Annotated in this window: 20 protein-coding genes; 12 read left to right on the top strand and 8 right to left on the bottom strand. The window is 60.5% G+C overall.

The window, feature by feature from the left end; genetic code table 11:
* Positions 1 to 43: 43 nt before the first annotated feature.
* The 4 genes from C8K63_RS06920 to C8K63_RS06900 all read left to right on the top strand — a co-directional run bounded on the left by C8K63_RS06920 (position 44) and on the right by C8K63_RS06900 (position 3625).
* The gene (locus C8K63_RS06920) at positions 44 to 1342 is read left to right on the top strand and encodes an FAD-binding oxidoreductase (RefSeq protein ID WP_108216009.1); all 1299 of its coding nucleotides are present in this window, start codon (positions 44 to 46) and stop codon (positions 1340 to 1342) included.
* A gap of 401 nt (positions 1343 to 1743) precedes the next feature.
* On the top strand, positions 1744 to 2292 hold the full coding sequence (locus C8K63_RS06910) for a cupin domain-containing protein (RefSeq protein ID WP_108216007.1): 549 nt from the start codon (positions 1744 to 1746) through the stop codon (positions 2290 to 2292).
* Positions 2293 to 2596: 304 nt separating this feature from the next.
* A complete protein-coding gene (locus C8K63_RS06905) occupies positions 2597 to 3046 on the top strand; it encodes an anti-virulence regulator CigR family protein (protein ID WP_108216006.1) in 450 nt (149 codons plus the stop codon).
* Between the two features lie 120 nt (positions 3047 to 3166).
* On the top strand, positions 3167 to 3625 hold the full coding sequence (locus tag C8K63_RS06900; RefSeq protein WP_108216094.1) for a hypothetical protein: 459 nt from the start codon (positions 3167 to 3169) through the stop codon (positions 3623 to 3625).
* Positions 3626 to 3871: 246 nt separating this feature from the next.
* On the opposite strand, the gene C8K63_RS06895 is transcribed toward C8K63_RS06900, so the two are convergent.
* Positions 3872 to 4324: a hypothetical protein gene (locus C8K63_RS06895; RefSeq protein WP_108216005.1), complete on the bottom strand. Its 453-nt coding sequence runs from the start codon at positions 4322 to 4324 to the stop codon at positions 3872 to 3874.
* Between the two features lie 323 nt (positions 4325 to 4647).
* Between C8K63_RS06895 and C8K63_RS06890 the strand changes: the two genes are divergently transcribed.
* Together C8K63_RS06890 and ppk2 are read left to right on the top strand one after the other, a co-directional pair.
* Positions 4648 to 6369 carry a SulP family inorganic anion transporter gene (locus C8K63_RS06890; RefSeq protein ID WP_108216004.1) on the top strand — a complete coding sequence of 574 codons (1722 nt, stop codon included), beginning with the start codon at positions 4648 to 4650 and terminating at the stop codon, positions 6367 to 6369.
* 58 nt (positions 6370 to 6427) lie between these two features.
* Complete coding sequence (gene ppk2, locus C8K63_RS06885) at positions 6428 to 7246, top strand: polyphosphate kinase 2 (RefSeq protein WP_108216003.1); 819 nt, start codon at positions 6428 to 6430, stop codon at positions 7244 to 7246.
* A 49-nt stretch (positions 7247 to 7295) separates the two neighbouring features.
* Here ppk2 and speF read toward each other — a convergent pair whose 3' ends face one another.
* Complete coding sequence (gene speF, locus C8K63_RS06880) at positions 7296 to 9479, bottom strand: ornithine decarboxylase SpeF (protein ID WP_108216002.1); 2184 nt, start codon at positions 9477 to 9479, stop codon at positions 7296 to 7298.
* A 427-nt stretch (positions 9480 to 9906) separates the two neighbouring features.
* Between speF and C8K63_RS06875 the strand changes: the two genes are divergently transcribed.
* On the top strand, positions 9907 to 10689 hold the full coding sequence (locus C8K63_RS06875; protein ID WP_108216001.1) for a DeoR/GlpR family DNA-binding transcription regulator: 783 nt from the start codon (positions 9907 to 9909) through the stop codon (positions 10687 to 10689).
* Between the two features lie 193 nt (positions 10690 to 10882).
* On the opposite strand, the gene C8K63_RS06870 is transcribed toward C8K63_RS06875, so the two are convergent.
* From C8K63_RS06870 to C8K63_RS06855, 4 genes are all read right to left on the bottom strand, one after another.
* Positions 10883 to 12178 (bottom strand): FAD-binding oxidoreductase, encoded by a 1296-nt coding sequence (locus C8K63_RS06870; RefSeq protein WP_108216000.1) that lies wholly within the window; start codon positions 12176 to 12178, stop codon positions 10883 to 10885.
* 645 nt (positions 12179 to 12823) lie between these two features.
* Positions 12824 to 13723 (bottom strand): bestrophin family protein, encoded by a 900-nt coding sequence (locus C8K63_RS06865; protein WP_108215999.1) that lies wholly within the window; start codon positions 13721 to 13723, stop codon positions 12824 to 12826.
* A 5-nt stretch (positions 13724 to 13728) separates the two neighbouring features.
* Complete coding sequence (gene moaA / locus C8K63_RS06860) at positions 13729 to 14727, bottom strand: GTP 3',8-cyclase MoaA (protein ID WP_108215998.1); 999 nt, start codon at positions 14725 to 14727, stop codon at positions 13729 to 13731.
* A gap of 326 nt (positions 14728 to 15053) precedes the next feature.
* The gene (locus tag C8K63_RS06855; protein WP_108215997.1) at positions 15054 to 15905 is read right to left on the bottom strand and encodes a CAP domain-containing protein; all 852 of its coding nucleotides are present in this window, start codon (positions 15903 to 15905) and stop codon (positions 15054 to 15056) included.
* Between the two features lie 142 nt (positions 15906 to 16047).
* On the opposite strand from C8K63_RS06855, the gene C8K63_RS06850 reads away from it, so the two are divergent.
* The 5 genes from C8K63_RS06850 to C8K63_RS06830 all read left to right on the top strand — a co-directional run bounded on the left by C8K63_RS06850 (position 16048) and on the right by C8K63_RS06830 (position 20462).
* Positions 16048 to 16668 (top strand): cell wall hydrolase, encoded by a 621-nt coding sequence (locus C8K63_RS06850; protein WP_108215996.1) that lies wholly within the window; start codon positions 16048 to 16050, stop codon positions 16666 to 16668.
* A gap of 199 nt (positions 16669 to 16867) precedes the next feature.
* Positions 16868 to 17845, top strand: coding sequence for an NAD-dependent epimerase (locus C8K63_RS06845; RefSeq protein ID WP_108215995.1), 978 nt, complete (start codon positions 16868 to 16870; stop codon positions 17843 to 17845).
* Between the two features lie 47 nt (positions 17846 to 17892).
* A complete protein-coding gene (locus C8K63_RS06840) occupies positions 17893 to 18633 on the top strand; it encodes a glycosyltransferase family 2 protein (protein ID WP_108215994.1) in 741 nt (246 codons plus the stop codon).
* Positions 18630 to 18908: a lipid-A-disaccharide synthase N-terminal domain-containing protein gene (locus tag C8K63_RS06835; protein WP_108215993.1), complete on the top strand. Its 279-nt coding sequence runs from the start codon at positions 18630 to 18632 to the stop codon at positions 18906 to 18908. The genes C8K63_RS06840 and C8K63_RS06835 overlap by 4 nt, the downstream gene beginning before the upstream one ends.
* A gap of 3 nt (positions 18909 to 18911) precedes the next feature.
* The gene (locus C8K63_RS06830; protein ID WP_108215992.1) at positions 18912 to 20462 is read left to right on the top strand and encodes a glycosyltransferase family 39 protein; all 1551 of its coding nucleotides are present in this window, start codon (positions 18912 to 18914) and stop codon (positions 20460 to 20462) included.
* A 191-nt stretch (positions 20463 to 20653) separates the two neighbouring features.
* Here C8K63_RS06830 and C8K63_RS06820 read toward each other — a convergent pair whose 3' ends face one another.
* Together C8K63_RS06820 and C8K63_RS06815 are read right to left on the bottom strand one after the other, a co-directional pair.
* Positions 20654 to 21685 carry an NAD(P)-dependent alcohol dehydrogenase gene (locus C8K63_RS06820; protein WP_108215991.1) on the bottom strand — a complete coding sequence of 344 codons (1032 nt, stop codon included), beginning with the start codon at positions 21683 to 21685 and terminating at the stop codon, positions 20654 to 20656.
* A 135-nt stretch (positions 21686 to 21820) separates the two neighbouring features.
* Positions 21821 to 22702, bottom strand: a complete 882-nt coding sequence (locus tag C8K63_RS06815; RefSeq protein WP_108215990.1) for an NmrA family NAD(P)-binding protein — start codon at positions 22700 to 22702, stop codon at positions 21821 to 21823.
* Positions 22703 to 22711 lie beyond the last annotated feature (9 nt).

Below are 22711 nucleotides of genomic sequence, written 5' to 3'. Positions count from 1 at the left end.
AAGCGACGGTCGCCGGCTCTGTCGGCGGCCATCGGAGAAATGTATGAAACAAGACTCTTTTAACCAACAGCATGTAAACAGCTACTACGCCGCCACCCGCAACTTCACCGGTGATTTTCCGGTGCTGGAAGGGGCGGTGGACTGCGACGTCTGCGTGATCGGCGCCGGCTACACCGGCCTGTCCTCGGCCCTGTTCCTCGCTGAAGCGGGCTACAGCGTGACCGTGCTCGAAGCGGCGAAAGTCGGCTTCGGCGCCAGCGGTCGCAACGGCGGGCAACTGGTCAACTCCTACAGCCGCGACGTCGATGTCATCGAAGAGCGTTATGGCGACAAGACTGCTGAAATCCTCGGCAGCATGATTTTCGAAGGCGCCGACATCATTCGTCAGCGCATACAGCACTACGACATCCAGTGCGATTACCGTCCCGGCGGTATCTTCGCGGCGATGAACAAGAAGCAACTCAAGGGCCTGGCCGAGCAGAAGAAGAGCTGGGAACGCTACGGCAACAAGAACCTGAAAATGCTCGACGCGGCCGACATCAAGCGCGAAGTCGGCTCCGACGCCTACGTCGGTGGCCTGCTGGACATGCAGGGCGGCCACATTCACCCACTGAACCTGGCCCTCGGTGAGGCTTCGGCGATCATCGGCTTGGGCGGCAAGATCTACGAGCAATCGGCGGCGGTGGAAATCACCTACGGCGAGCCCATCACCGTGCGCACTGCCAAAGGTGTGGTGAAGGCCAAGTACCTGCTGATCGCCGGTAACGCCTATCTGCCGCAGGGTCTGGACAACCGCGTGACCAGCAAGAGCATGCCGTGCGGTTCGCAGATCGTCGTCACCGAGCCGTTGTCGGAAAAGCAGGCCCGCAGCCTGATCAAGAACAACTACTGCGTCGAAGACTGCAACTACCTGCTCGACTACTACCGCCTGACCGCCGACAACCGCCTGCTGTACGGCGGCGGTGTGGTCTATGGTGCGCGCGAGCCGGACGACATCGAACAACTGATCCGCCCGAAGATTCTCAAGACCTTCCCGCAATTGAAGGACGTGAGGATCGACTACCGCTGGACCGGCAACTTCCTGCTGACCATGTCGCGCATGCCGCAATTCGGTCGTATCGAGAAAAACGCCTATTACATGCAGGGCTACAGCGGTCACGGCGTTACCTGCTCGCACCTGGCCGGCAAACTGATCTCGGAAGTGATCCGTGGCGACGCCGAGCGTTTCGACGCGTTTGCATCCTTGCCGCACATGCCGATGATCGGCGGGCGCACCTTCTCGGCGCCGTTGACCGCCCTCGGCGCCGTGTACTACTCGCTGCGCGACCGTTTCGGCATCTAAGCCTTACCTCGCCGGCGGCTTCCAGAAACAGGAGTTGCCGGTTTTTTATCCGATACACCGCAGTCCACTTGTGGGAGCGAGCCTGCTCGCGAAGAGGCTATATCAGCCAAAATCGATGTCGCCTGACACACCGCTTTCGCGAGCAGGCTCGCTCCCACAGGTCGTTTTTTTCTGCCGTTTATCGAACCTGCTGAGCATTACGAACAAACGTGATTTAATAGCCGCCTTTCACGTTTCCGGGACCGGAAAACGGCGTGATCCGCGCCTGCACTCCACCCATCCATTATCCCTGTAGGAGCGAGCTTGCTCGCGAAAGCGTTGGTTCAGTCGACATCAATGTTGAAGGTCAGATCGCAATCGCGAGCAAGCTCGCTCCTACAGGTTTGGCACATAAGGCTGTCATGGACACGGGCTCACGACTCAAACTAGTACGCGAAAGCTACAAAATGTCCCAGCGCGAGCTGGCCCGGCGTAGCGGCGTCACCAATGCAACCATCTCCCTGATCGAACAGAATCGGGTCAGTCCTTCCGTCAGCTCGCTGAAGAAATTGCTGGAGGGCATCCCCATGTCCCTGGCCGACTTCTTTACCTTCGATCAGCCACCGCGCGAACACCAGTACGTCTTCCGCGCCAACGAACAGCCCGACCTTGGCCGCCATGGCCTGCGCCTGCTGCTGATCGGTGCGTCCGTGCCGAGCCGGCAGATGCGCTTGCTGCGCGAGCAATACGCACCGGGCGCCAGTTCCGGGGAAGAGCCGATCGTGCATTCCGAAGGCGAGGAGTGTGGGTTGGTGACCCGTGGCACGGTGGAATTGACCGTGGATGGCCAGGTGAGCGTGCTGAACGCCGGGGATGGTTACTACTTCCCGACGACGTTGCCGCACAAGTTTCGCAATATCGGGGCGGATGAGGCGGAGATTATCAGTGCCAACACGCCCGCCAACTTCTGATGTGAAGGCAGCCGGTCAACTGGCGCAATACCTGTGGACGAGCCTGCAAACCCCTTGACCGAACAGGTCCTCGAAAAAAGCGGCCTGCAGGACGCCAAATGGCCCCTGCGGGTAAATTCCTTCGCGATTTCGCACGCCCGGATTAATAGGCAACGTCTACGGTAAAGTTGGCGATTGGTCGGACGTGAAACCAAGCTTCGACCGGATAAGCGTAGACGGTTCAGTGTTCGGTGACTCGATTGAACCAACTTCGCCAATAGCGTCTAAATTTCAGGGAATATTCCCCACCGCGAAGGAATGAATCATGTTCAGGACTCGATCATTGATTGCAGCTGTTACCTGTTTGACTCTGGTCTGCGGCTCGGTGACGGCGCTGGCTGATCCCGGTAACGGCCAGGGTAACGGGAAGGTCAACCATGGCAACCAGGGCGGTCATGGCAACAAGAACAAGAGTTCCGGCGGTGGTGAGGACTGGAGCAATGGCCCGAGCATAAACCGTGGCAGCGTGCTCGAGATCATTGGCGTGAATACGGGCTACTGGAGCCCCGGGCCTGATTTGCCACCGGGTATTCAAAAGAACCTCGCCCGAGGCAAGCCGCTTCCACCCGGCATTGCGAAAAAACTGGATGGCCGACTGGCCGGCAGGCTGCCCCACTATGATGGCTACGAATGGCAGCAAGTCGGCACGGACCTGATCCTGGTTGCGCTGGCCACCGGGCTTGTCTATGAAATTCTCGACGGTGCGTTTGATTAACCTGTGGAAGGTAGTCTTCCCGCTGTTTCAAGGTGCTCCAGCCATCTGTCGTGGTATTTGAACTGTTGGAGGGATATCGCGTCATACGTCACGCGATATCAACCACCTATGGAAGCCATCATGCTTTTAAAAAACAAGAGTCTCGTTGCTGTAATGTCATGCGCCATGATGCTTGCAGCCGCCCCGTTACTCCCTGATAGCCTGTCGATCATGGGTTCCGCATACGCGAAGGACGGCGGTGGCGGTGGTGGCGGAAACGGCGGCGGAAACGGTGGAGGCCACGGCGGCGGTATGGGTGGCGGACACGCCGGTACGGGCCACTCCGGCAGTAACGGCCGCGGCAACGGGCTGGACAGCGACCATGCTGGCAAATCCGTGCGCGACCGTGGCCTGAGCGGGAACCACTACGGTAGTGAGCGCAATGACGATAACGGTCATGGCACCACGACCTCAGGCCTCGCCCACTCCGATACCCGTGGCGTCGCCAAGGCCAGCGCTATTTCGGCCTCGACGCCAGGTGATCACAACACCAAAGGCTTGAGTAAAGCCGGGCTGTCGACCTCGAAAAAATCCCATTGAGTTCGCGGTTGTAGACATCAGTTTCTGAAAAGCCAAAAACCCGCTCAAAGGCGGGTTTTTTGCATTTGGAATTTGATCGCCGGACATTACGCGGACAGGCAAAAGCGCCAGGACGTTATCAGTGAGTAATGACAGATTCGTGAACTCAGCTTCTACCGGCTCCCTCTGCACTCACCAGACGCCACCGCTCGCACCGGACAACCGGTGGCACGAGCGGTATCGAGGGCCGGCCTGAAAGGGTCGCAGCTATTTCGCTAACATTTCAGCCTTGATATCCCCGCAAAAAATATCGACGTTGCCATCGGTCGCAGCCGTGCGCACGACCACCGAATACTTGCCGTCAAGCAGGGTCTGCAACGGCACAGGTGCGGTTCTGGTAAAAGACCAGCCGCGTACGGCTTGGCGTTCGGTGTTGACGGTGTCGTTCATCGCGTAGGCGACTGACCCGGGTTGCTGGCAGCTGCCGTTATTGATGAAAGAGTAAAGACGCAAGGGCAGGATAACCCCGGTTGGAACACCGCTGACGAAGAAACTCAGCCCGGTTTTCTTGTCCCAGTCCGTCAACGTGACGGTGCCGATCTGACCGGCGTTTTGCCGGGTTGCGACCAGGGGAACGTTCACGCCGTGGGTCGATGAGGTGGTGCAACCGAACAGGCTTGCCGCAACCATGAGTGCCGCCAGTGAGGTTTTGAGCTTCATTGCCAAACTCCTGAGCTGAAGAACTGCAATGGGGGGAGTTAGCGGGTATAGCTCATTTATCGCTTTCATGACGTCGTCCATACAAGGCTTTCCCTTTTTGACCGGTGATGGCGGGGCGTCTGCCCCCTTCGCCAGCCATTGGGCGGCGTAGCCGTGCAAACCGGCTACATTTGTAACTGGTCGAGCCTGCGTGGACTGCCTGCCGGTACACGCGCTTCGCTGCCGATGAAGGTTTGCAGTGGTTACGCGTGCAGTTAAAGGATTGTGCGGTCAGTTGAGTCTACTCATCATCCGCATGGGACGATTTACGACTGGAGCGACTCATGAATCAACAAGGCAGCCATCCGCAAGAGCGCGGTCCTGGCACTCCGCCGCGGGGTACCTTGCGCAGCCTGTTGATCCCGCAATGGCTCGGCAGTTATCGGCCAGACTGGCTGCGAGGCGATGTGGTCGCCGGGCTGACGGCAGCGGCCGTGGTCATTCCCAAGGCGCTGGCGTACGCCACCATTGCCGGTCTGCCGGTGCAGGTCGGGCTGTACACGGCGCTGGTGCCGATGGTGATCTACGCCGTGCTCGGCACCTCGCGCCCGCTCAGTGTCAGCACCACGACCACCCTGGCCATTCTCGCCGGTTCCGCCTTGGGCCAGATCAGCCCCGATGGCGATGCGGCGACCTTGCTCGCGGGTTCCGCCACGCTGGCCCTGATGGTGGGCGCGATCCTGATCGTCGCGGGATTGCTGCGCCTGGGTTTCGTCGCCAATTTCATTTCCGAGCCGGTGCTGGTGGGCTTCAAGGCCGGCATCGGCGTGGTCATCGTGCTCGACCAGCTACCCAAATTGCTCGGTACTCACATCGACAAAGGTGGCTTCCTGCACAATCTGCTGGCCACGGTTCAGAGCATCGGTCATGCCTCGCTGCCCACCGTGGCGGTCGGTGTGTCCATGGTCTTGCTGCTGGTCGGCATGAAGCGTTTTACGCCGCGGCTGCCCGCACCGTTGATTGCGGTGGCGCTGGGCATCCTTGGCATGAGCCTGTTTGGCCTGGAGAGCTTTGGTGTGTCCGCCGTCGGCCTGGTGCCGATCGGATTGCCCGCGCCGACCCTGCCGGTATGGTCGCTGGCCGAAACCCTGTGGCCTTCGGCGATGGGCATCGCGCTGATGAGTTTCACCGAAACCATCGCGGCGGGGCGCGCGTTCGCCCGCAGTGACGAGCCCGCGCCACAGCCGAATCGGGAGCTGCTGGCCACCGGCGTTGCCAACATCGGCGGCGCATTTCTCGGGGCCATGGTCGCCGGTGGCGGGACCACTCAAACCGCTGTGAACCGCCTGGCCGGCGCCCGTTCGCAACTGGCCGCACTGGTCACCGCAGCACTGGCTTTGGGCACTTGCCTGCTGCTGGCGCCGCTGATTGGCCTGATGCCCAATGCCACGCTCGCTGCCGTGGTGATTGTGTATTCGGTGGGTCTGATCGAGCCGGCGGAATTTCGCGAGATCCTGTCGGTTCGCCGTACCGAATTTGCCTGGGCCGTGGTGGCCATGATCGGCGTGATGCTGTTGGGCACGCTGCAAGGGATCGTCGTGGCGATTATCGTCTCGTTGCTGGCACTGGCCTATCAAGTCTCGGACCCACCCGTGCACATCCTCGGGCGCAAACCCGGCACCAATGTGTACCGGCCGCAGTCCGCCGACCACGTCGATGACGAACACTTTGACGGGCTGCTGTTGCTTCGGCCTGAAGGGCGGATTTTTTTCGCCAACGCCGAGCGCATCGCCGAGAAGATCCGACCGCTGATTGATGTCGCGACCCCCAAAGTCGTGGTCCTGGACCTGCGCAGCGTGTTCGACCTGGAATACACAGCCCTGAAAATGCTCACCGGAGCGGAACAGCGAATGCGCGAAAAAGGCATTTCACTGTGGCTGGTGGGCATGAGCCCGGGCGTATGGGACATGGTCATCAAGGCACCGTTGGGCCATACGTTGGGCGAGGCGCGCATGTTCCTGAATCTGGAGCAGGCGGTTGAACACTACCAGCGCAGTCGAGGCTGAATGAACGCGGCCGGGCGCACTCCGGACGCTGTGTGACGCATTGAAGGAGATAACGGGCATGGCAAAGAAGAAGGCTGCACCGAAAAGCAAACCGGTCGAAGGCGACAAGCTCAAGAACAAGGTGTATCTCGAGGAACTGGCGAAGCTGCACGTCGAGCTGGTCAAGTTGCAGGAGTGGGTGCAGCACACGGGCGCGAAGATTTGCATCATCTTCGAGGGCCGTGATGGCGCCGGCAAGGGCGGGACCATCAAGGCGCTGACCGAACGGGTCAGTCCGCGGGTGTTCCGGGTGATGGCGCTGCCGGCGCCGACCGACCGGGAAAAAAGCCAGATGTATTTGCAACGTTATCTGCCGCACCTGCCGGCGGCCGGTGAAGTGGTGATCTTCGATCGCAGCTGGTACAACCGCGCCGGGGTCGAGCGGGTCATGGGCTTTTGCAGCGAGGAGCAGGTGCGCACGTTTCTTACCGTGGCGCCGCGTGTCGAGCAGGCACTGGTCGAATCGGGAATCATCCTGATCAAGTACTGGCTTGAGGTGAGTCAGGAGGAACAGACCCGACGCCTCAAGGCGCGTATCACCGACGGGCGCAAGATCTGGAAGCTGTCGCCCATGGACCTCAAGTCCTACAACCGCTGGTACGACTACTCCCGTGCCCGGGACGACATGTTCAAGTACACCGACACCAAATTCGCCCCTTGGCGAGTCGCCAACTCCAATGACAAGCGACGGGCGCGACTGAACATCATCAGTGATGTGCTCAAAAGCATTCCTTACGAGGAAGTACCTCGGGCGACAGTGAAGCTGCCCAAACGGCAAGGTCCCGGTAAGTACCGGGAGCCGGACTATCCGTTCAAGTTCATTGCGGAAAAATTCTGATCGATGCGTTGGGCAGGAGCCGGCCCTCGCCGGCTCCTGCCGCCTGCCATCAGGCGTTGATCACGTACCCATACGCCCGGGTGCGACCGCCTTCCTGCTGCAGGTACACCCCCTGCAACTCCGGCGTGAAACCGGGCAAGCGGTTGATGCCTTCTTCCAGGGCCAGGAAGTACTTCAACACCGCGCCACCCCAGATCTCCCCGGGCACCACGCACAAGACGCCCGGCGGATAAGGCAGCGCGCCCTCGGCCGCGATACGCCCGTCCGCATCCGCCAGCGCCACCAGTTCGACGTTGCCACGGATGTACTCGATTTGTGCTTGCTGCGGGTTCATGGCCTTTTTCGGGAAGTGTGCCTTGCGGAACATGTCCTTCTGCAACTGCTGCACGTTGTGGCTGCGATACAGGTCGTGCATTTCCTGGCAGAGCTGGCGGATGGTGTAGTCGCGGTAGCGTTCCTGGTGCTGCGCGTAGATGGCCGGCAGCACCCGGCTCATCGGTGCGTCTTCGCTGATGAAGCGTTCGAAGCGGGCGATCTGTGCGGCCAGGTGGGTCATCTTCGCCCAGTCTTCGGCCGGCGTGAGCAGGAACAGGATCGAGTTGAGGTCGCACTTTTCCGGGACGATGCCGTTCTCGCGCAGGAAGTTGGCCAGGATGCCGGCGTGAATGCCGAAGTCGGTGTAGCTGCCGTCCACCGGGTCGATGCCCGGCGTGGTGAACAGCAACTTGCACGGGTCGATGAAGTACTGCTTCTCGGCGTAGCCGGCAAAGGCGTGCCAGCGGTCCTTGGGATGGAACTCGAAGAAGCGGATGTCGCTGGCGATTTCTTCCGTTGGATAGTCCTCCCACGCACGCCCTTCAATGGTATCCGGCACGAACGGGCGGACCAGGGTGCAGGCTTCGAGGATCAGCTTGCGCGCTTCGATACCGAACTTCACGCAGTCTTCCCACAGACGCAGGCCACTGCGGCCGGAGTGAATGCGCGCATTCACATCCAGTGAGGCGAACAGCGGGTAGAACGGGCTGGTGGACGCCTGGGCCATGAAGGCGTTGTTGAGCCGGTGATGGTTGCAATAGCGCGCCTGGCCTTTGATGTGCCGGTCTTTCTTGTGGATTTGCGAGGCCTGGGAAAAACCGGCCTGCTGTTTGTGCACCGATTGCGTGACGAAGATGCCCGGGTCGTTCTCGTTGAGGTCGAGCAACAGCGGCGAGCAGTCTTTCATCATCGGAATGAACTGTTCGTAGCCGACCCACGCCGAGTCGAACAGGATGTAGTCACACAGTTTGCCGATGCGGTCGACCACTTGCCGGGCGTTGTACACGGTGCCGTCGTAGGTGCCCAGTTGAATGATCGCCAGGCGGAACGGCCGTGGCAGTTGCGCCTTGTCCGGGGCGATTTCGGTGATCAGCTCGCGCAGATAGTTTTCTTCGAAACAGTGGGCGTCGATGCCGCCGATGAAGCCATAAGGGTTGCGCGCGGTTTCCAGATAGACCGGCGTGGCACCGGCCTGCAACAAGGCGCCCTGGTGATTGGACTTGTGGTTGTTGCGGTCGAACAGCACCAGGTCGCCCGGGGTCAACAGGGCGTTGGTCACCACCTTGTTCGAGGCCGAGGTGCCGTTGAGCACGAAGTAGGTCTTGTCGGCGTTGAACACTTGCGCGGCGTGTTTCTGTGCCAGCAGTGCCGGGCCTTCGTGGATCAGCAGGTCGCCGAGCTTGACGTCGGCGTTGCACATGTCGGCGCGAAACAGCGTCTCGCCGAAGAAGTCGAAAAACTGCCGGCCGGCCGGGTGCTTGCGAAAGAACTGGCCGCCCTGGTGACCGGGGCAGGCAAAGGTCGCGTTGGCGGCTTCGGTGTAGTGTTTGAGCGCATCGAAGAACGGCGGCAGCAGGCTTTCTTCATAGGCCTTGGCGGCGGTCTCCAGTTGGTTACCGTGGTATTCGACGTTGCTGGGGGACAGGTCGAAGATGCCGTTCACTTGCAACAGCACGTCATTGAGGTGTTTGTAGACTTCCCGGGGGTGGGTGCTGGTGCCGGGGGACGCCACCAGGAAAATCGGGATATCAAAACCGGTGCGCTGAATGGCGTCGAGGGATCCGGCCAACACATCATTGACCGACACCACGGCCACGGCGACGTCGGTGAAGTCGGTGTGACCGAGCGGGACCACCTCCCGGGCGTTCAGGAAACAAGTGGATGCGCCTTCACTGGCGGCGATTTTCAGGGCTTTCATCGGTGGTGTCTCCTGGCGGGCACTCAATTGTCCGCCGCTTTTTTAGAGATCAACTTCCGGGGGAGCCTTCCAGTTCCCCTGATCGGAAATCGTGACACCACTGTTTATAGAGCATATTCCTGATCTGTCAGGCTTTTTACCACGACCTTGCACATCTTGAAGCCTCACGATCTGTCGGTCAGGCGTGAACCAGTGCAATCGTGAACGAGACCACGATCATGCACGCAAAAGCAAAATTGATATTCATGAAGTTTCCATCCAAAACATGAGTGACGGCGCCATCTTGAACAGGTCACAGGAAAATGAAAAATTCGGCGTAATGATTTGAAAGATCGAAAAAAATGATACCTGGCCGGTTCGTTGTTTTTGCGCAGGGTTGCAGATACTCTCGGGTAACACGCAATTAAACGCATAAACGAGCAAAAACATGCACGACAACCAATCTGCAGCCGAACTTCCGTCAGTGCGCCGGCAAAAGATCCTGTTAATCCTCGAACGTGATGGCAAGGTCATGGCCTCGGAGTTGAGCCAGCATTTCGCGGTGTCCGAAGACACCATCCGCCGCGATCTGGCAGAGCTGGCCAGCGCCGGCCTGGTGCAGCGGGTGCACGGCGGGGCGTTGCCGCGACCCAAGGATACGGGCAAGGACTATTTCACCCGGATCAGCGAAACCGATGAAGTGAAAACCCATCTGGCGCAACTGGCCGCGCAACGGGTGCAGAACGGTCAGATCGTGGTGTTCGATTCCGGCACCACCACCTTGCAGATTGCGCGCTCGCTGCCGGCGGACATCGCCATCACCGCGATCACCGCGTCACCGATGACGGCCATTACCCTGTCCGAATACCAAGGCATCAAGGTGATCCTGGCCGGCGGCCAGCTAAACCCGGCGACGCTGTCGGCCAGCGGCCACGAAACCCTGCGGCTGCTGGCGGGCATCAAGGCCGACCTGTTGTTTACCGGGGTCTGCGCAATACACCCGCAGGTGGGCTTGAGTTCACTGCATTTTGATGAAGTGCCGGTGAAACAGGCGATGCTCGACTGTGCTTCCCACGTGATCGCCGTCACCACCGCAGACAAACTCGGTGCGGTGGAGCCCTTTGTCGTCGCGCCTTGCAACCGCGTGCACACGCTGATCACCGAACGGCATGTGGCGTCAGGCAATGTCGAGGATTACCGGGCGCTGGGGATCGAGGTGGTGCAGGCTTGAGCATTTTTTGCTGGTAGATGTATTGAATGTAGCGGCCCCTTCGCGGGCAAGTCGGATCGCCGCACCGCCGCTCCCACAGGGATCGATGTCGACCACAAATATCGAGGCCGGAAAACAACCCCTGTAGGAGCGGGCTTGCCCGCGAAGGGGCCGGAACAAACAACATCCATGTTGAATGTATTGGCCAACAATCTCAGCGCAATCGCTCAAGCATCTGGTAGTACCACATGCCCGCGGCGAGCATCGGGTTGCCGAGCAGGTCGCCCATGGGCACACGGATGTGCTGGCAGGCGGCGAAGGTGTCGAACTGCTCCAGTTGCCCGGTGATCGCCCGCCCCATGATTTCGCCCATGATGTGGGTGGTGGCGATGCCGTGGCCGGAGTAGCCCTGACAATACCAGACGTTGTCCGAGAGCTTGCCCAGTTGCGGGATACGGTTGATCACGATGCCCATCGCGCAGCTCCACTGGTAGTCGATGGCCACGCCTTTGAGCGCCGGGAAGGTTTGCTCGATGCACGGGCGCAGCTCGGCGGCGATGTCGCGCGAATCCTTGCCGCTGTAGTTGGCGCCGCCACCGAACAACAGGCGACCGTCAGCGGTCAGGCGGTAGTAGTCGAGTACGAAACGGCAGTCGTAGACCGCCAGGTCTTCGGGGTTGATCTGTCTGGCCAGATCGCCCAGCGGCGCGGTGGTGACGATGCCGCCCATGGCCGGGAAAATCTTGCCCTTGAGCTTGCCCGGTTCCAGCTTGTGGTAGACGTCGCCGGCCAGCAGCACCTGATTGGCGTCGATCTGCCCGTGGGCGGTGCGTATGCCGGGGCGCTTGTGAAGGCCATCGCCATGGATGATCTCCAGCACTTCGCTGTTCTCGAAGATCAACGCACCGAGGCTCTCGGCTGCGCGGGCTTCGCCGATGCACAGGTTCAACGGATGCAGGTGCATGTTGCGGGTGTTCTTGATCGCGCCGTGGTAGAGGTCGCTTTGCAGCAGGTCGCGCACCTGGCTGCGGTCGAGCAGACTGACCTCATCGCCCATGCCCCGGCGCACCGCCTCGTCGTAATCCTTGCGCAAGCCGTCCATGTGCGCGGGTTTGTACGCGGCGTGCAGGTGGCCGTGCTTGAGGTCGCAGGCGATGCCGTATTTTTCCACGCGCTGCCGGATGATCTGGTGTCCGCGCCAGCGCAGGTTCCAGATGAAGTCGTCGACTTCATCGCCTATGGTGCGGCGCATCTGTTTGCGCATGGCTTCGTCGCCCGACAGGCTGCCGGTGACCTGGCCGCCATTGCGCCCGGTGGCGCCCCAGCCGATCTTGTGGCTTTCGACGATGGCGACCTTCAGGCCTTTTTCCGCCAGCTCGACGGCGCTGGCCACGCCGGTGAATCCGCCGCCGATGATCACCACGTCAACCCGGTGCTGGCCTTGCAGCGTTGGGTAGTCGGTGTCTTGGTCGAGGGTGGCGGTGTAGTAAGAATTGCAACGTTGAGTCATGTCGGTGTCCACGCAGAATTGAAAGAAGCTCAATGCCGGTCAGTCAACGTGCGCAACTTGCAGGAGCTGACAAGCCAGCTCCTACAGGGATTGCATACGCTGAGCAAACGCAGGGATAGCGAAAGGAAGGGGCTCGCCGATCAGGCGAGCAGGGCGCTATCCGGCGGACGTGCGGAGTGACGCAGTTTGGAGCGGCGCAGGGCCATGGGCAGGTTGACGATGCGCTTCATGCAATGCCGTCCACGGCCAGCAGCGAGGCGGCCAGGTTCGAGAGTTTCAGCAGTTGCTGTTCTGATGGCAAAGTACGCATGGCGCAGGTTTCCGGCGGCGCAAATCGTCGGTGGCGAGTAGCACAAGCCATCCGGGGATGGCTGGATACTAGGGAGGAATGTGACGCGTGTAAATGTTTGATTCAGAACATCAGATGCACCACTCAATAGAGATGTTTGCAGACAGTCCGCAATCGCGAGCAGGCTCGCTCCTACAGTTTTGATCTTCAGTGCACGCTAATCCCGCGCCTGGCTACAGTCCCCTGTGGGAGCGAGCCTGCTCGCGAAGAGGCCGGCACATTCAACAGAGATGTTGCCTGACCCACCGCCCTCGCGGGCAAGCCCGCTCCTACAGGGATTGCGTGTTTCTTGAGGGTCAATTCAGAACAAAATCCACCGGCTCCAGTTGTGGCGGCAGTTCCGTCACACCCAGCGCGGCCAACACATCACGCTCGATGTTGCGCACGATGGCGTCGGTGGGCAGGTCGTTTTCGTCGCGGCCGAAGGGGTCTTCCAGTTCATCGGCAATCGCATCCAGGCCGAAAAAGGTGTAGCTGACAATCGCGGTGAAAATCGGTGTCAGCCAGCCCAGGGGCTCGGCCATGGCGAACGGCAGGAGGATGCAGAACAGGTAGATGGTGCGGTGCAGCAGCAGGGTGTAGGGAAACGGCAGTGGAGTGTTCTTGATCCGTTCACAAACCGCCTGCGCGTGGGTCAGGCTGGTCAGATGGTTGGCCATGAGCGTGTAGCGCCAGTCGTTGATCGCCCCGGACTCGTTGAGAGCCGAGCACTGTTGGCCGACCTGCATCAGTATCTGCCCACTGACGTCCGTGGAGTTGCCCTTGGGCATCGGCTGCAGCCAGTCGCCACTGGCGGCCAGTTCGTTTTCCTGGCGCAGCCGCGCATTGAGGGCATGGGCAAAGCCGCACAGGTTGCTGAGGACCGTGTGTCGCTCATCCGTGTCTTTGATGGCCAGGGTTTCACGAATCATCGAGCGGACTTCCACGATCACATCGCCCCACGCCTTGCGCGCTTCATACCAGCGGTCGTAGCAGGCGTTGTTGCGAAAGCTCATGAAGATCGACAACGACAAACCCAGCAGCGTGAAGGGCGTGGCGCTGACCTTGGAAAAGTAGCTGGGGTGCAAGGTTTCGATGAGCACGATGGCCGCGGCGAGCAACGTCACCATCAGGCTGCGCCAGGCAATGCGCTTGGCAATCGAACCCTTGAGGGACGTCAGCACGCCGATCAGGTTGGGTTTGGGTCTGACGATCATGGGGTTCAGCCGCCCGTCATGTTCATGAAGCGAATGACCTGAACATCGTCGTTCACTTCGAAGTTGTGTCGATAAGGCTTGAGTTTCATCGCCTCGATAATGGCTTTTTCCAGGCGTTCGGGCTGTCCGGGGTGGCTGCGCAACACAGCCTTGAGATCCACTGCGTGCTCATTGCCCAGGCACAGCAGCAGACGTCCTTCCACGGTCAGTCGCACCCGGTTGCAGGTGCCGCAAAAGTTGTGGCTGTGGGGTGAGATGAACCCCAGGCGAATCTGCGGCGCCTCGGCCAGGCGCCAGTAGCGCGACGGACCCTGGGTCGACTCGGCGGAATCAATCAAAGTGTAGCGTTCGGCGATGCGTTCGCGGACCTGGCTGCTTGCGAAAAACGATTCGGCGCGGCTGTGTTCGTCGATGGTGCCCAACGGCATTTCCTCGATGAAGGAGATGTCGAGGTTACGGTCGATGGCGAAGCTCACCAGATCATTGATCTCATGGTCGTTGCGGCCTTTCATCACCACGCAATTGAGCTTGGTGTTGCGAAATCCCGCCTGGTTGGCCGCGTCGATGCCCTTGATCACCTGCGCCAGATCACCGGTGCGAGTCAGTTCGCGAAAGCGTTGCGGGTCCAGGCAGTCGAGGCTGATGTTGAGGCGCTTGACCCCGGCCTCGAACAACGGCTCGGCCAGTTTGGCCAACTGCGAACCATTGGTGGTCATGCACAGTTCACGCAGGCCGGGCAGGGCGGCGATCTTCTCGCACAGTTGCACCACGCCCGGACGGATCAGCGGCTCACCTCCGGTCAGACGGATCTTGCGGGTGCCCAGCGCCACGAAGCTTTGTGCCAGTTGATAAATCTCTTCCAGCGTCAACACCCGTTGGCGCGGCAGAAACTGCATGTCCTCGGCCATGCAATACACGCAACGGAAATCGCAGCGGTCGGTGACCGATATCCGCAGATAGTCCACGCGCCGGGAGAAGCCATCGATCAAGACTCGTTCTGACATGATTTTCTTTCTTGGCACGGCACACATTGAATGAGTATCCGCAAAACCTGTAGGAGCGAGCCTGCTCGCGATGGTCGTTAACGATTACGCGCGCTTTCTGGTTAAACGCGGTGTCCTTGGGACCATCGCGAGCAGGCTCGCTCCTACAGTTACGGATTACGTTGTTTGCGGACTTGTTGAGCGCAGGCTAAGAGCAACTTTGACGGGCGTCCAATCACTATTGATGACCGGGTGATCGACCGGATCTATGATGAACTGTAATCCTGATGTACACGGTCTGGAGCCACTACGTGGACCAGCCCTCCTACAGGGACTTCGGTTTTTGGTTACTGCGCGCCAAACACCGCCGTCCAGTAAATCCCCGCATCGCTCTTCGGATCGGTCGCATACGCCGCGCCCAATTCACGGAACTGCGGGTTCATCAGGTTGGCGCAGTGACCGGGGCTGGTCAGCCAGCCTTCGACCACCTTGCGTACGCTGTCCTGCCCGGCGGCGATGTTTTCGCCGATCTGCTGGAAGTCGTAGCCGGCCAGTTCCGCGCGGTCGCCCGGGGTGCGGCCATCGCGGTCCTTGTGGTCGAAGTAGTTGTTGTTGGCCATGGAGCGCGAGTGGGTTTCGGCGGCCGTGCCCAGCGTGGCGTTCCAGGCCAGCGGCGCGGTCGCATTGAACGACTGGGTGCCGCATTGACGCGGCTTGGCCCGTGCGGCGTTGAGTTCGATGAGCAGCTTCTGGCCCTCGGTCTGCCAGTCGCCCAGGCGTGAACTCAGCAGTGGCCGCGCCACGACGATGCGCCACTGATTGTCCTGGCGGCTGACGCCGACATCGACGAACTGCGGGTCGAGGACGATCTGGCAAAAACTCTCCTGAATCGCTTTCATCGCCGAGGCTGCATCGCGAGGCCCGGACAGGCTGATGGCCTGCACATTCTTCATGGGGTAACCCGCAGTGGCCATGGCCTGCTGCAGATTGCCGATGCTCGAGGCGGTCAGCACCAGGCGCGGGTCGGCCGACAGTGGCGGCAACTCCGCTGAGACCTGGCCGGCACAGCGCTGCAGTTGGCTGCGGTAAACGTTGATCGATTCGATCAATTGCGCTTCGTCCGCCGCCATAGCGTTAGCGGCCAATACCAGGCCCAGAGACAAACCGGCCAAACGCATTGCGGATGAGATGAAACCCATGAAAATCCCCCTTGAGCAGATGGCACCCATGATGCGCGAAGTTGCCCCGTCTAAGACAACGGAATTATCCAGAGTGTAGTGGGCCGGGTGAAATCATTTCACTACTACACTGAATCGAATCGCTCACCGAGTGACACCGACCATGCGCCTCGACTGGATCGCCAGCTGCCTAGCCTTCACGTTGCTTGCTGGCCCGGTGTCCGCTACGGATCAAGAACAGAAACAGCAAGCGGCCGAGAACAAGGCCGAGGTGCTGGAACAGAAAGCCGCCGAGAATAAAGACCCCGCACCGGCACCGAAGGCTGAAGCGATTACCCCGTCCGAAGTCCAGGCCGTCGACCCGGCGGGGGCCGCGCCGCTGGACGACGCGATCACCTGCCTGGCCCGCTCCATTTACTGGGAAGCCAGGGGCAAGGACGTCGCCGACATGGAGGCGGTGGCCAACGTGGTCATGAATCGCCTGGGCCACGAGGGCTTTCCGGACACGGTGTGCAAAGTGGTGAAGCAGGGGTCGGAGACCAAGAGTTGCCAGTTTTCCTGGTGGTGTGACGGCAAGTCCGATTCGGTCCAGGAAGAGGTGCCTTATGCGATGGCCAAGGAAATCGCACGCAAGGCCCTGAACAAGGAACTGCCGGACCGCACCCAGGGTGCCCTGTATTTCCATGATCGTACCGTCAAGCCGGATTGGGCGACGCAATACATCAAGACCGTGGATATCGGCTTGTTCCGGTTTTATAAACCACGTGACGATTCGGCCAGATAGTAGCGGTTGATTCGGCCAAATATTGTTTTTTTGCTGAGGTCGCGCACGGGGTTATCGAAACTGAAATGTTTCTGTTTTATAAGCTTCACAACGAAACCGTGCGCGAATGACGCCATAAGCAGGAGCTGAATATGAAGCTGACAAGGGTCTGGATCAGTAATCTCGCGCCGATCGCGGCGCAGTCGCAGGCGTGCGTCCAATGACCGTTCTGGTCACCGGTGCAGCCGGTTTCATCGGTTTTCATACGGTCCAGCGCTTGTGCCGCGAGGGTCAGGACGTTGTCGGTATCGACAACCTCAACGACTACTACGACGTGGAACTCAAGCATGCACGCCTCAAGGTGCTGGAGGCTTTGCCGGGCTTTCGCTTCCGGAAAATGGACATCGTCGACAAACCGGCCCTGATGAGCCTGTTTCAAGAATACCGTTTTACCGAGGTGGTGCACCTGGCCGCTCAGGCCGGGGTGCGCTATTCGCTGGACAACCCGGATGTCTATGGGCAATCGAACCTGGTGGGGTTCCTCAATGTGCTGGAAGCCTGTCGGCACCATCGCCCCGAGCATCTGATCTACGCCTCGAGCAGTTCGGTGTACGGCACCAACAGCAAGATGCCGTTCAGTGTCGAGGACCCTGTCGAACATCCCGTTTCGCTGTACGCCGCCAGCAAGCGCGCCAATGAACTGTTGGCCGAAAGTTACTGCCACTTGTATGGCCTGAAAGCCAGTGGCCTGCGCTTTTTTACCGTCTACGGTCCATGGGGTCGCCCGGACATGGCACTGTTCAAGTTTACCGACGCCATCCTCAAAGACCTGCCCATCGACATTTACAACCAGGGGCAGATGTCGCGCGACTTTACCTACGTCGACGACATTGTCGAAGGTATCGCCCGACTACGCCCAAGGCCTCCGGTGCCGCAAGGCTCCGTCACCGGGGTAAACCGGCTCTTCAACATCGGGCGTGGCATGCCGGTGGCGTTGCTGGATTTCGTCGACTGCCTGGAATCCGCCCTGGGCTTGCAAGCCCGGCGCAACTACATGCCGATGCAGGCCGGTGATGTGGTCAAGACCTGGGCCGATGTCTCGGCACTGGCCGAGTGGGTGGGCTTCAGCCCGCAAGTGACGCTCGAAACCGGCGTTGGCGAGTTTGTGAAGTGGTATCGGCAGTTCTATCAGATTTGAAGCGTTCGCCTCTGATCTCGAAAAATCAAAAGGGCGAGAGAGACCCCATGAGCCAAGACATTTTTGTATCCGTACTGATCCCCGCCAAGAACGAAGCGAACAACCTCAAGCCATTGCTTGAGGAAATCCGCGTCGCATTGGCCGCTGAATCGTACGAAATCATCGTCGTCGACGATGGCAGCACCGATTCGACCCTGCATGAACTGCGGCAGATCCGCCACGACGGCTTGAACACTTTGCGCATCCTGCATCACGAGCGCTCGCTGGGGCAGAGCACTTCGCTGTACCACGCCGCGCAGGAGGCCCGCGGGCAATGGCTGGCGACCCTCGATGGCGACGGCCAGAACGACCCGGCGGACATCCCCGGCATGCTGGCGCTGGTGCGCGGCGAACCGGGCCAGGTCGATGTGCAACTGGTCGCCGGGCATCGGGTCAATCGCCGTGATACGGCGAGCAAGCGCTACGCCTCGCGTTTCGCCAACAACCTGCGCCGCCGCCTGCTCAAGGACGCCACCCCGGACACCGGTTGCGGCCTGAAGCTGATCGAGCGCGCGGCGTTCTTGCGCCTGCCGTACTTCGACCACATGCATCGCTACATTCCGGCGCTGATCCAGCGCCATAACGGCCGCATGATCGTGCACCCGGTCAACCACCGGCCGCGCACGGCCGGGGTGTCGAAATACGGTAATCTCGACCGCGCCCTGGTCGGCATTCTCGATTTGTTCGGCGTCTGGTGGCTGATCAAGCGCACGCGGCTGAACACCATTGCCCAGGAGATCGAAGGATGACGTTGACTCGTGAAACCCTGTGGCTGCTGGTCGGCTTTGCGGGGCAGGTGGCCTTTACCGGGCGGTTTGTCCTGCAGTGGTTGTACAGCGAGTACAAGAAACGCAGCGTGATCCCGACCAACTTCTGGTACCTGAGCATCGTCGGCAGCACCTTGTTGCTCGCCTACGCCATTTATCGCCAGGACCCGGTGTTCATCGCCGGGCAGGCGTTTGGCTCCATCGTCTATTTTCGCAACCTGCAATTGATTGCCAAAAGCAGAAGCGTGAAGGAATAAACCATGCGTAGATCACTGTCGCCCAGGGTCGAATGCCTGGGCCTGATGCTGCTTGCCCTGCTGTTGATCGGCGCGGGGCTGGGGTTGCGCCAGGCACAGAATGTGGACGAGGAACGCTTCCTTGGCGTCGCACTGGAGATGCTGCAAAACGGCTCGTGGCTGATCCCGCACCGGGCCGCCGAGATCTACGGCGACAAGCCGCCGATTTTCATGTGGACGGTGGCGTTCTTCACCTGGCTGACCGGCAAGCCGAACATCGCCCTTTATATCCCGGGGCTGTTTTCGGCCGTGACGGTCACGGCGATGGTCTATGACCTGGGTCGTCGCCTGTGGACCCAGCGCACCGGGCGCAACGCCGCGCTGTTGTACCTGGCGACGTACCAGACCTACAGCATCCTGCGCACCGGCCAGATCGATAGCTTGTTGATTCTGTTCACCTCCCTGGGCCTGTACGGTCTGGCGCGGCACCTGCTGCTGGGACCTGCGTGGCGCTGGTTTTACGCGGGCTGCGCAGCGATGGGCATTGGCGTGATCACCAAGGGTGTGGGTTTCTTGCCGGCGCTGTTGCTGATTCCGTACGCCTATGCGGTGCGCAAGGACTGGCCCGGTGTGGTGGCCATGCCCGGCGAGGCGCGCAAGTGGTTGCTGGGGTTGGTGGTGATGCTGGCAGCGATTGCGATCTGGCTGTTGCCGTTGGCCTTGTCCATCATCGTCAATGGCAGCGCTGACGAAATTGCCTATGCGCGGGAGATCCTCCTGCACCAGACCGCGGGCCGTTATGCCGCCGCGTGGCATCACCGCGAACCGTTCTGGTACTTTTTCACCAACGTGATTCCGCAGTACTGGCTACCGCTGGTGCTGGTGCTGCCATGGCTGGTGCCCGCCTGGCGCCGGCAGTTGCAAAAACGTGACGGCCGGGTCCTGGTATTGCTCGGTTGGGTACTGCTGGTGGTGCTGTTTTTCTGCATCAGCACGGGCAAGCGCAAGTTGTACATCTACCCGGCGCTGCCTGGGCTGGTGCTGGTCGCCGCACCGTTGATCCCATGGCTGCTCAAGCGCTGGTTCAAAAGGCACCCGCGTTTGCGTCGGGTGTTCCCGGCATTGGTGGCGACCTGGTTCGTGCTGTGGTTCGCCCGTGGTTTCATCGAACCGCTCAAGGAAGGCACCAACATAGATCAGGTGCTCATGACCCAGGCGGCATCCATGACCCAAGGCGCCGATCTGGTGCTGGTCAACTGGGAGGAAGGGCATTGGTTGTTCGCCCGTCAGCCAATCGTGCATTTCGGCATGGATTACTCCTCTGTCGAGAAGGCTGCGCAGTATCTGCGCGAACACCCCAAGGCCTACGCTCTGGTGCCGGATGACGTGCTGAACCAGTGCTTCAAACCCGAAGCGGCCCGTGAACTGGGCGAAAACTCACGGGCGAACTGGTCGATCGCAGGCGCGGATGCCGACAACGGCAAATGCCTCCCGCAAGAGGCCGGCAAAGCCTACCGGTTCACCTGGAATGACCCGCACATGCCAGCGCTGCCGGCGCAGGTGGCCAATCCCTGAGGGCAAAAAAGGGGGCCATGCTGTTCAGTTAAGCGAATGTGGTCCTCTGTAGGAGCGAGCTTGCTCGCGATGGACTCAAGAGCGCCGCGTTTAGACAGAAAATACGCGTTATCGTTAACGACCATCGCTGCGATGCGGCGACCCGACAAACCAGCTCCTACAAGCGGCCCTTTCTCTTCGTTCGTCGCCTGTCACTGACTGGCATCCAGCACCACACGGTAGCGCGCCTTGCCGCTGCGCAAATGATCGATGGCTTCGTTGATCCGGCTCATGGGAAACATCTCGACCTGCGGCAGGATCTGATGGCGGGCGCAGAACTCCAGCATCATCGCGGTGTTGGCCGGTGAGCCGACCGGTGAGGCGGACAAGACTTTTTGCTGGGGAATCAGGTTGAACACGTGCACCGGGATGGCGTCGGGCACGACACCGACAAAGTGCAGGCGACCCTTGCCGCGCAGGGTGGCGAGCATGGCGGTCCAGTCGAGGTTGGCGTTAGCGGTGACCAGGAGAAAATCCAGGGTGCCGGCAATGGCATTGAGCGCATCCGTGTCGGTCGAGGCGACCACCTTGTGCGCACCCAGGCGCCTGGCTTCGTCCTGCTTGCTCAGCGATGAAGTGAAGGCGGTGACTTCGCAGCCCCAGGCGTTGAGGAAGCGCAGCGCCAGGTGACCGAGGCCGCCGATGCCTACCACGCCGACCCGGTCAGTGGGCTTGATGCCGAATACCACCAGCGGGTTGAACACGGTCGAGCCGGCACAGAACAACGGCCCGGCCATCGCCGGATCGAGCCCGGCCGGGATCGGCAAGGCCCAGGCCCAGTGCGAGCGAATGCGGTCGGCAAAGCCGCCATTGCTGCCGATGATGGTCGGTTGCACGGTACGACACAGGTTATGCGAGCCTTCGATGCACGACGTGCAATGCATGCAACTGCCCTTGTACCAACCGATGCCCACTCGTTGGCCCATTTCCAGGCCACGAACCTGGTCGCCCACCCGCACGATACGGCCGACCACCTCGTGGCCGGGAATAAAGGGGTAGCTACTGATGCCCCAGTCGTTGTCGATCAGCGACTGGTCGGAGTGGCAGACGCCGCAATATTCCACGGCGACTTCCACCTCATCGCTGCCCAGCGGGCCGGGATCGTAGCTGAAGGGTTCCAGTGGCGCGCCTGCTGCCGTGGCGGCCCAGCCGGTAAAGGTGGTGAGTTCGCTGCTGTCGTTCATGGGATACCTCCAGATCAGACGTCAGGGATCTTGGCCGCTGGGGTGCAGCGGCGGAGCGAAGAAAGTGTAGCGGGTTGCCGGCGTTGCATCGGGCGCGAGCGTGGATACTTGAACACCCGACGCATACACCCGCGGTCACTGTTCGAACAATGGGCGATTGGCCCCTACGAAGTCAGCCACCGTTTGCGGCGCTTGACCGGTTATCTGCCCGATCACGCCATCCACTCCGGAAAAGATCCCGTTCTGGTAATCGACCGCCACCGCCAGGAAGTGCTGGATGACAAATTCCGGCAGATCGTAGGTCTGCAGGTGCTGGCGATACTCCTCCAGCGTCGACGGACTGTAGGTGATGGTGCGGCCGACGATGGCGCTGATTTCCTCGGCAATTTGCTGATGGCTCAGTTCGACGGGACCGCACAACGGGTAGGTCTTGCCGATATGGCCGGACGGCTGGGTCAGGAGCCTGGCGATCACACGGGCCTGGTCTTCGGCGGCAATCGGTGCGTGCCGCCCGCTACCGTACGGTAGCGTTATTTTGTTTTCCTTGACGATCTGATCCAGCACCCACGGAAAAATCAGCCATTCGGAAAAGAACGTCGGGCGAATGTGCACCACTGGCACGCCCGACCAGTCGAGTACGCGTTCGGCAATCCAGTGGTCGCGGGCTGCGTGGCTCAGCGAGTCTTCGCGGGCGGAGATCTGCGACATTTCCACCACCACCTCGACGCCTGCGCGCCGTGCGGCATCGGCAAAGTAGGCGGTCGCCTGAATGTAGCCGGGGCGAACCGGGTAGCACAGGTACGCGCCGGTCACGCCATCCATGGCGCGCAAGATGTCGTCATGTTCCAGCAGGTCGCCGACAAAGATTTCGGCGCCCTCGTTCTGCAAGGCGGCACTGCGTTCGTCCAGTTGATGCACGAAGGCGCGCACTGCATGACCTTCATTGAGCAGATGACGGACGGTATATACGCCGGTTTTACCGGTTGCTCCGGTGATGAGGTATTTACGTGGCTGCATGATGGGTTC

Origin of the sequence: Pseudomonas sp. GV085, assembly GCF_003050925.1 — a bacterium.
Classification (GTDB): domain Bacteria; phylum Pseudomonadota; class Gammaproteobacteria; order Pseudomonadales; family Pseudomonadaceae; genus Aquipseudomonas.
Note: the sequence above shows the minus strand (reverse complement) of the source record. Positions and strands in the feature narration are given on the sequence as shown.

Coding starts and splice junctions, on each gene's coding strand:
- moaA (WP_108215998.1), bottom strand. CDS start 14,727: ATGTCAGAACGAGTCTTGATCGATGGCTTCTCCCGGCGCGTGGACTAT.
- C8K63_RS06870 (WP_108216000.1), bottom strand. CDS start 12,178: ATGACTCAACGTTGCAATTCTTACTACACCGCCACCCTCGACCAAGAC.
- C8K63_RS06840 (WP_108215994.1), top strand. CDS start 17,893: ATGAGCCAAGACATTTTTGTATCCGTACTGATCCCCGCCAAGAACGAA.
- C8K63_RS06905 (WP_108216006.1), top strand. CDS start 2,597: ATGTTCAGGACTCGATCATTGATTGCAGCTGTTACCTGTTTGACTCTG.
- C8K63_RS06865 (WP_108215999.1), bottom strand. CDS start 13,723: ATGATCGTCAGACCCAAACCCAACCTGATCGGCGTGCTGACGTCCCTC.
- C8K63_RS06890 (WP_108216004.1), top strand. CDS start 4,648: ATGAATCAACAAGGCAGCCATCCGCAAGAGCGCGGTCCTGGCACTCCG.
- C8K63_RS06850 (WP_108215996.1), top strand. CDS start 16,048: ATGCGCCTCGACTGGATCGCCAGCTGCCTAGCCTTCACGTTGCTTGCT.
- C8K63_RS06820 (WP_108215991.1), bottom strand. CDS start 21,685: ATGAACGACAGCAGCGAACTCACCACCTTTACCGGCTGGGCCGCCACG.
- C8K63_RS06900 (WP_108216094.1), top strand. CDS start 3,167: ATGCTTTTAAAAAACAAGAGTCTCGTTGCTGTAATGTCATGCGCCATG.
- C8K63_RS06845 (WP_108215995.1), top strand. CDS start 16,868: ATGACCGTTCTGGTCACCGGTGCAGCCGGTTTCATCGGTTTTCATACG.
- C8K63_RS06895 (WP_108216005.1), bottom strand. CDS start 4,324: ATGAAGCTCAAAACCTCACTGGCGGCACTCATGGTTGCGGCAAGCCTG.
- C8K63_RS06875 (WP_108216001.1), top strand. CDS start 9,907: ATGCACGACAACCAATCTGCAGCCGAACTTCCGTCAGTGCGCCGGCAA.
- C8K63_RS06920 (WP_108216009.1), top strand. CDS start 44: ATGAAACAAGACTCTTTTAACCAACAGCATGTAAACAGCTACTACGCC.
- speF (WP_108216002.1), bottom strand. CDS start 9,479: ATGAAAGCCCTGAAAATCGCCGCCAGTGAAGGCGCATCCACTTGTTTC.
- C8K63_RS06830 (WP_108215992.1), top strand. CDS start 18,912: ATGCGTAGATCACTGTCGCCCAGGGTCGAATGCCTGGGCCTGATGCTG.
- C8K63_RS06855 (WP_108215997.1), bottom strand. CDS start 15,905: ATGGGTTTCATCTCATCCGCAATGCGTTTGGCCGGTTTGTCTCTGGGC.
- ppk2 (WP_108216003.1), top strand. CDS start 6,428: ATGGCAAAGAAGAAGGCTGCACCGAAAAGCAAACCGGTCGAAGGCGAC.
- C8K63_RS06835 (WP_108215993.1), top strand. CDS start 18,630: ATGACGTTGACTCGTGAAACCCTGTGGCTGCTGGTCGGCTTTGCGGGG.
- C8K63_RS06910 (WP_108216007.1), top strand. CDS start 1,744: ATGGACACGGGCTCACGACTCAAACTAGTACGCGAAAGCTACAAAATG.
- C8K63_RS06815 (WP_108215990.1), bottom strand. CDS start 22,702: ATGCAGCCACGTAAATACCTCATCACCGGAGCAACCGGTAAAACCGGC.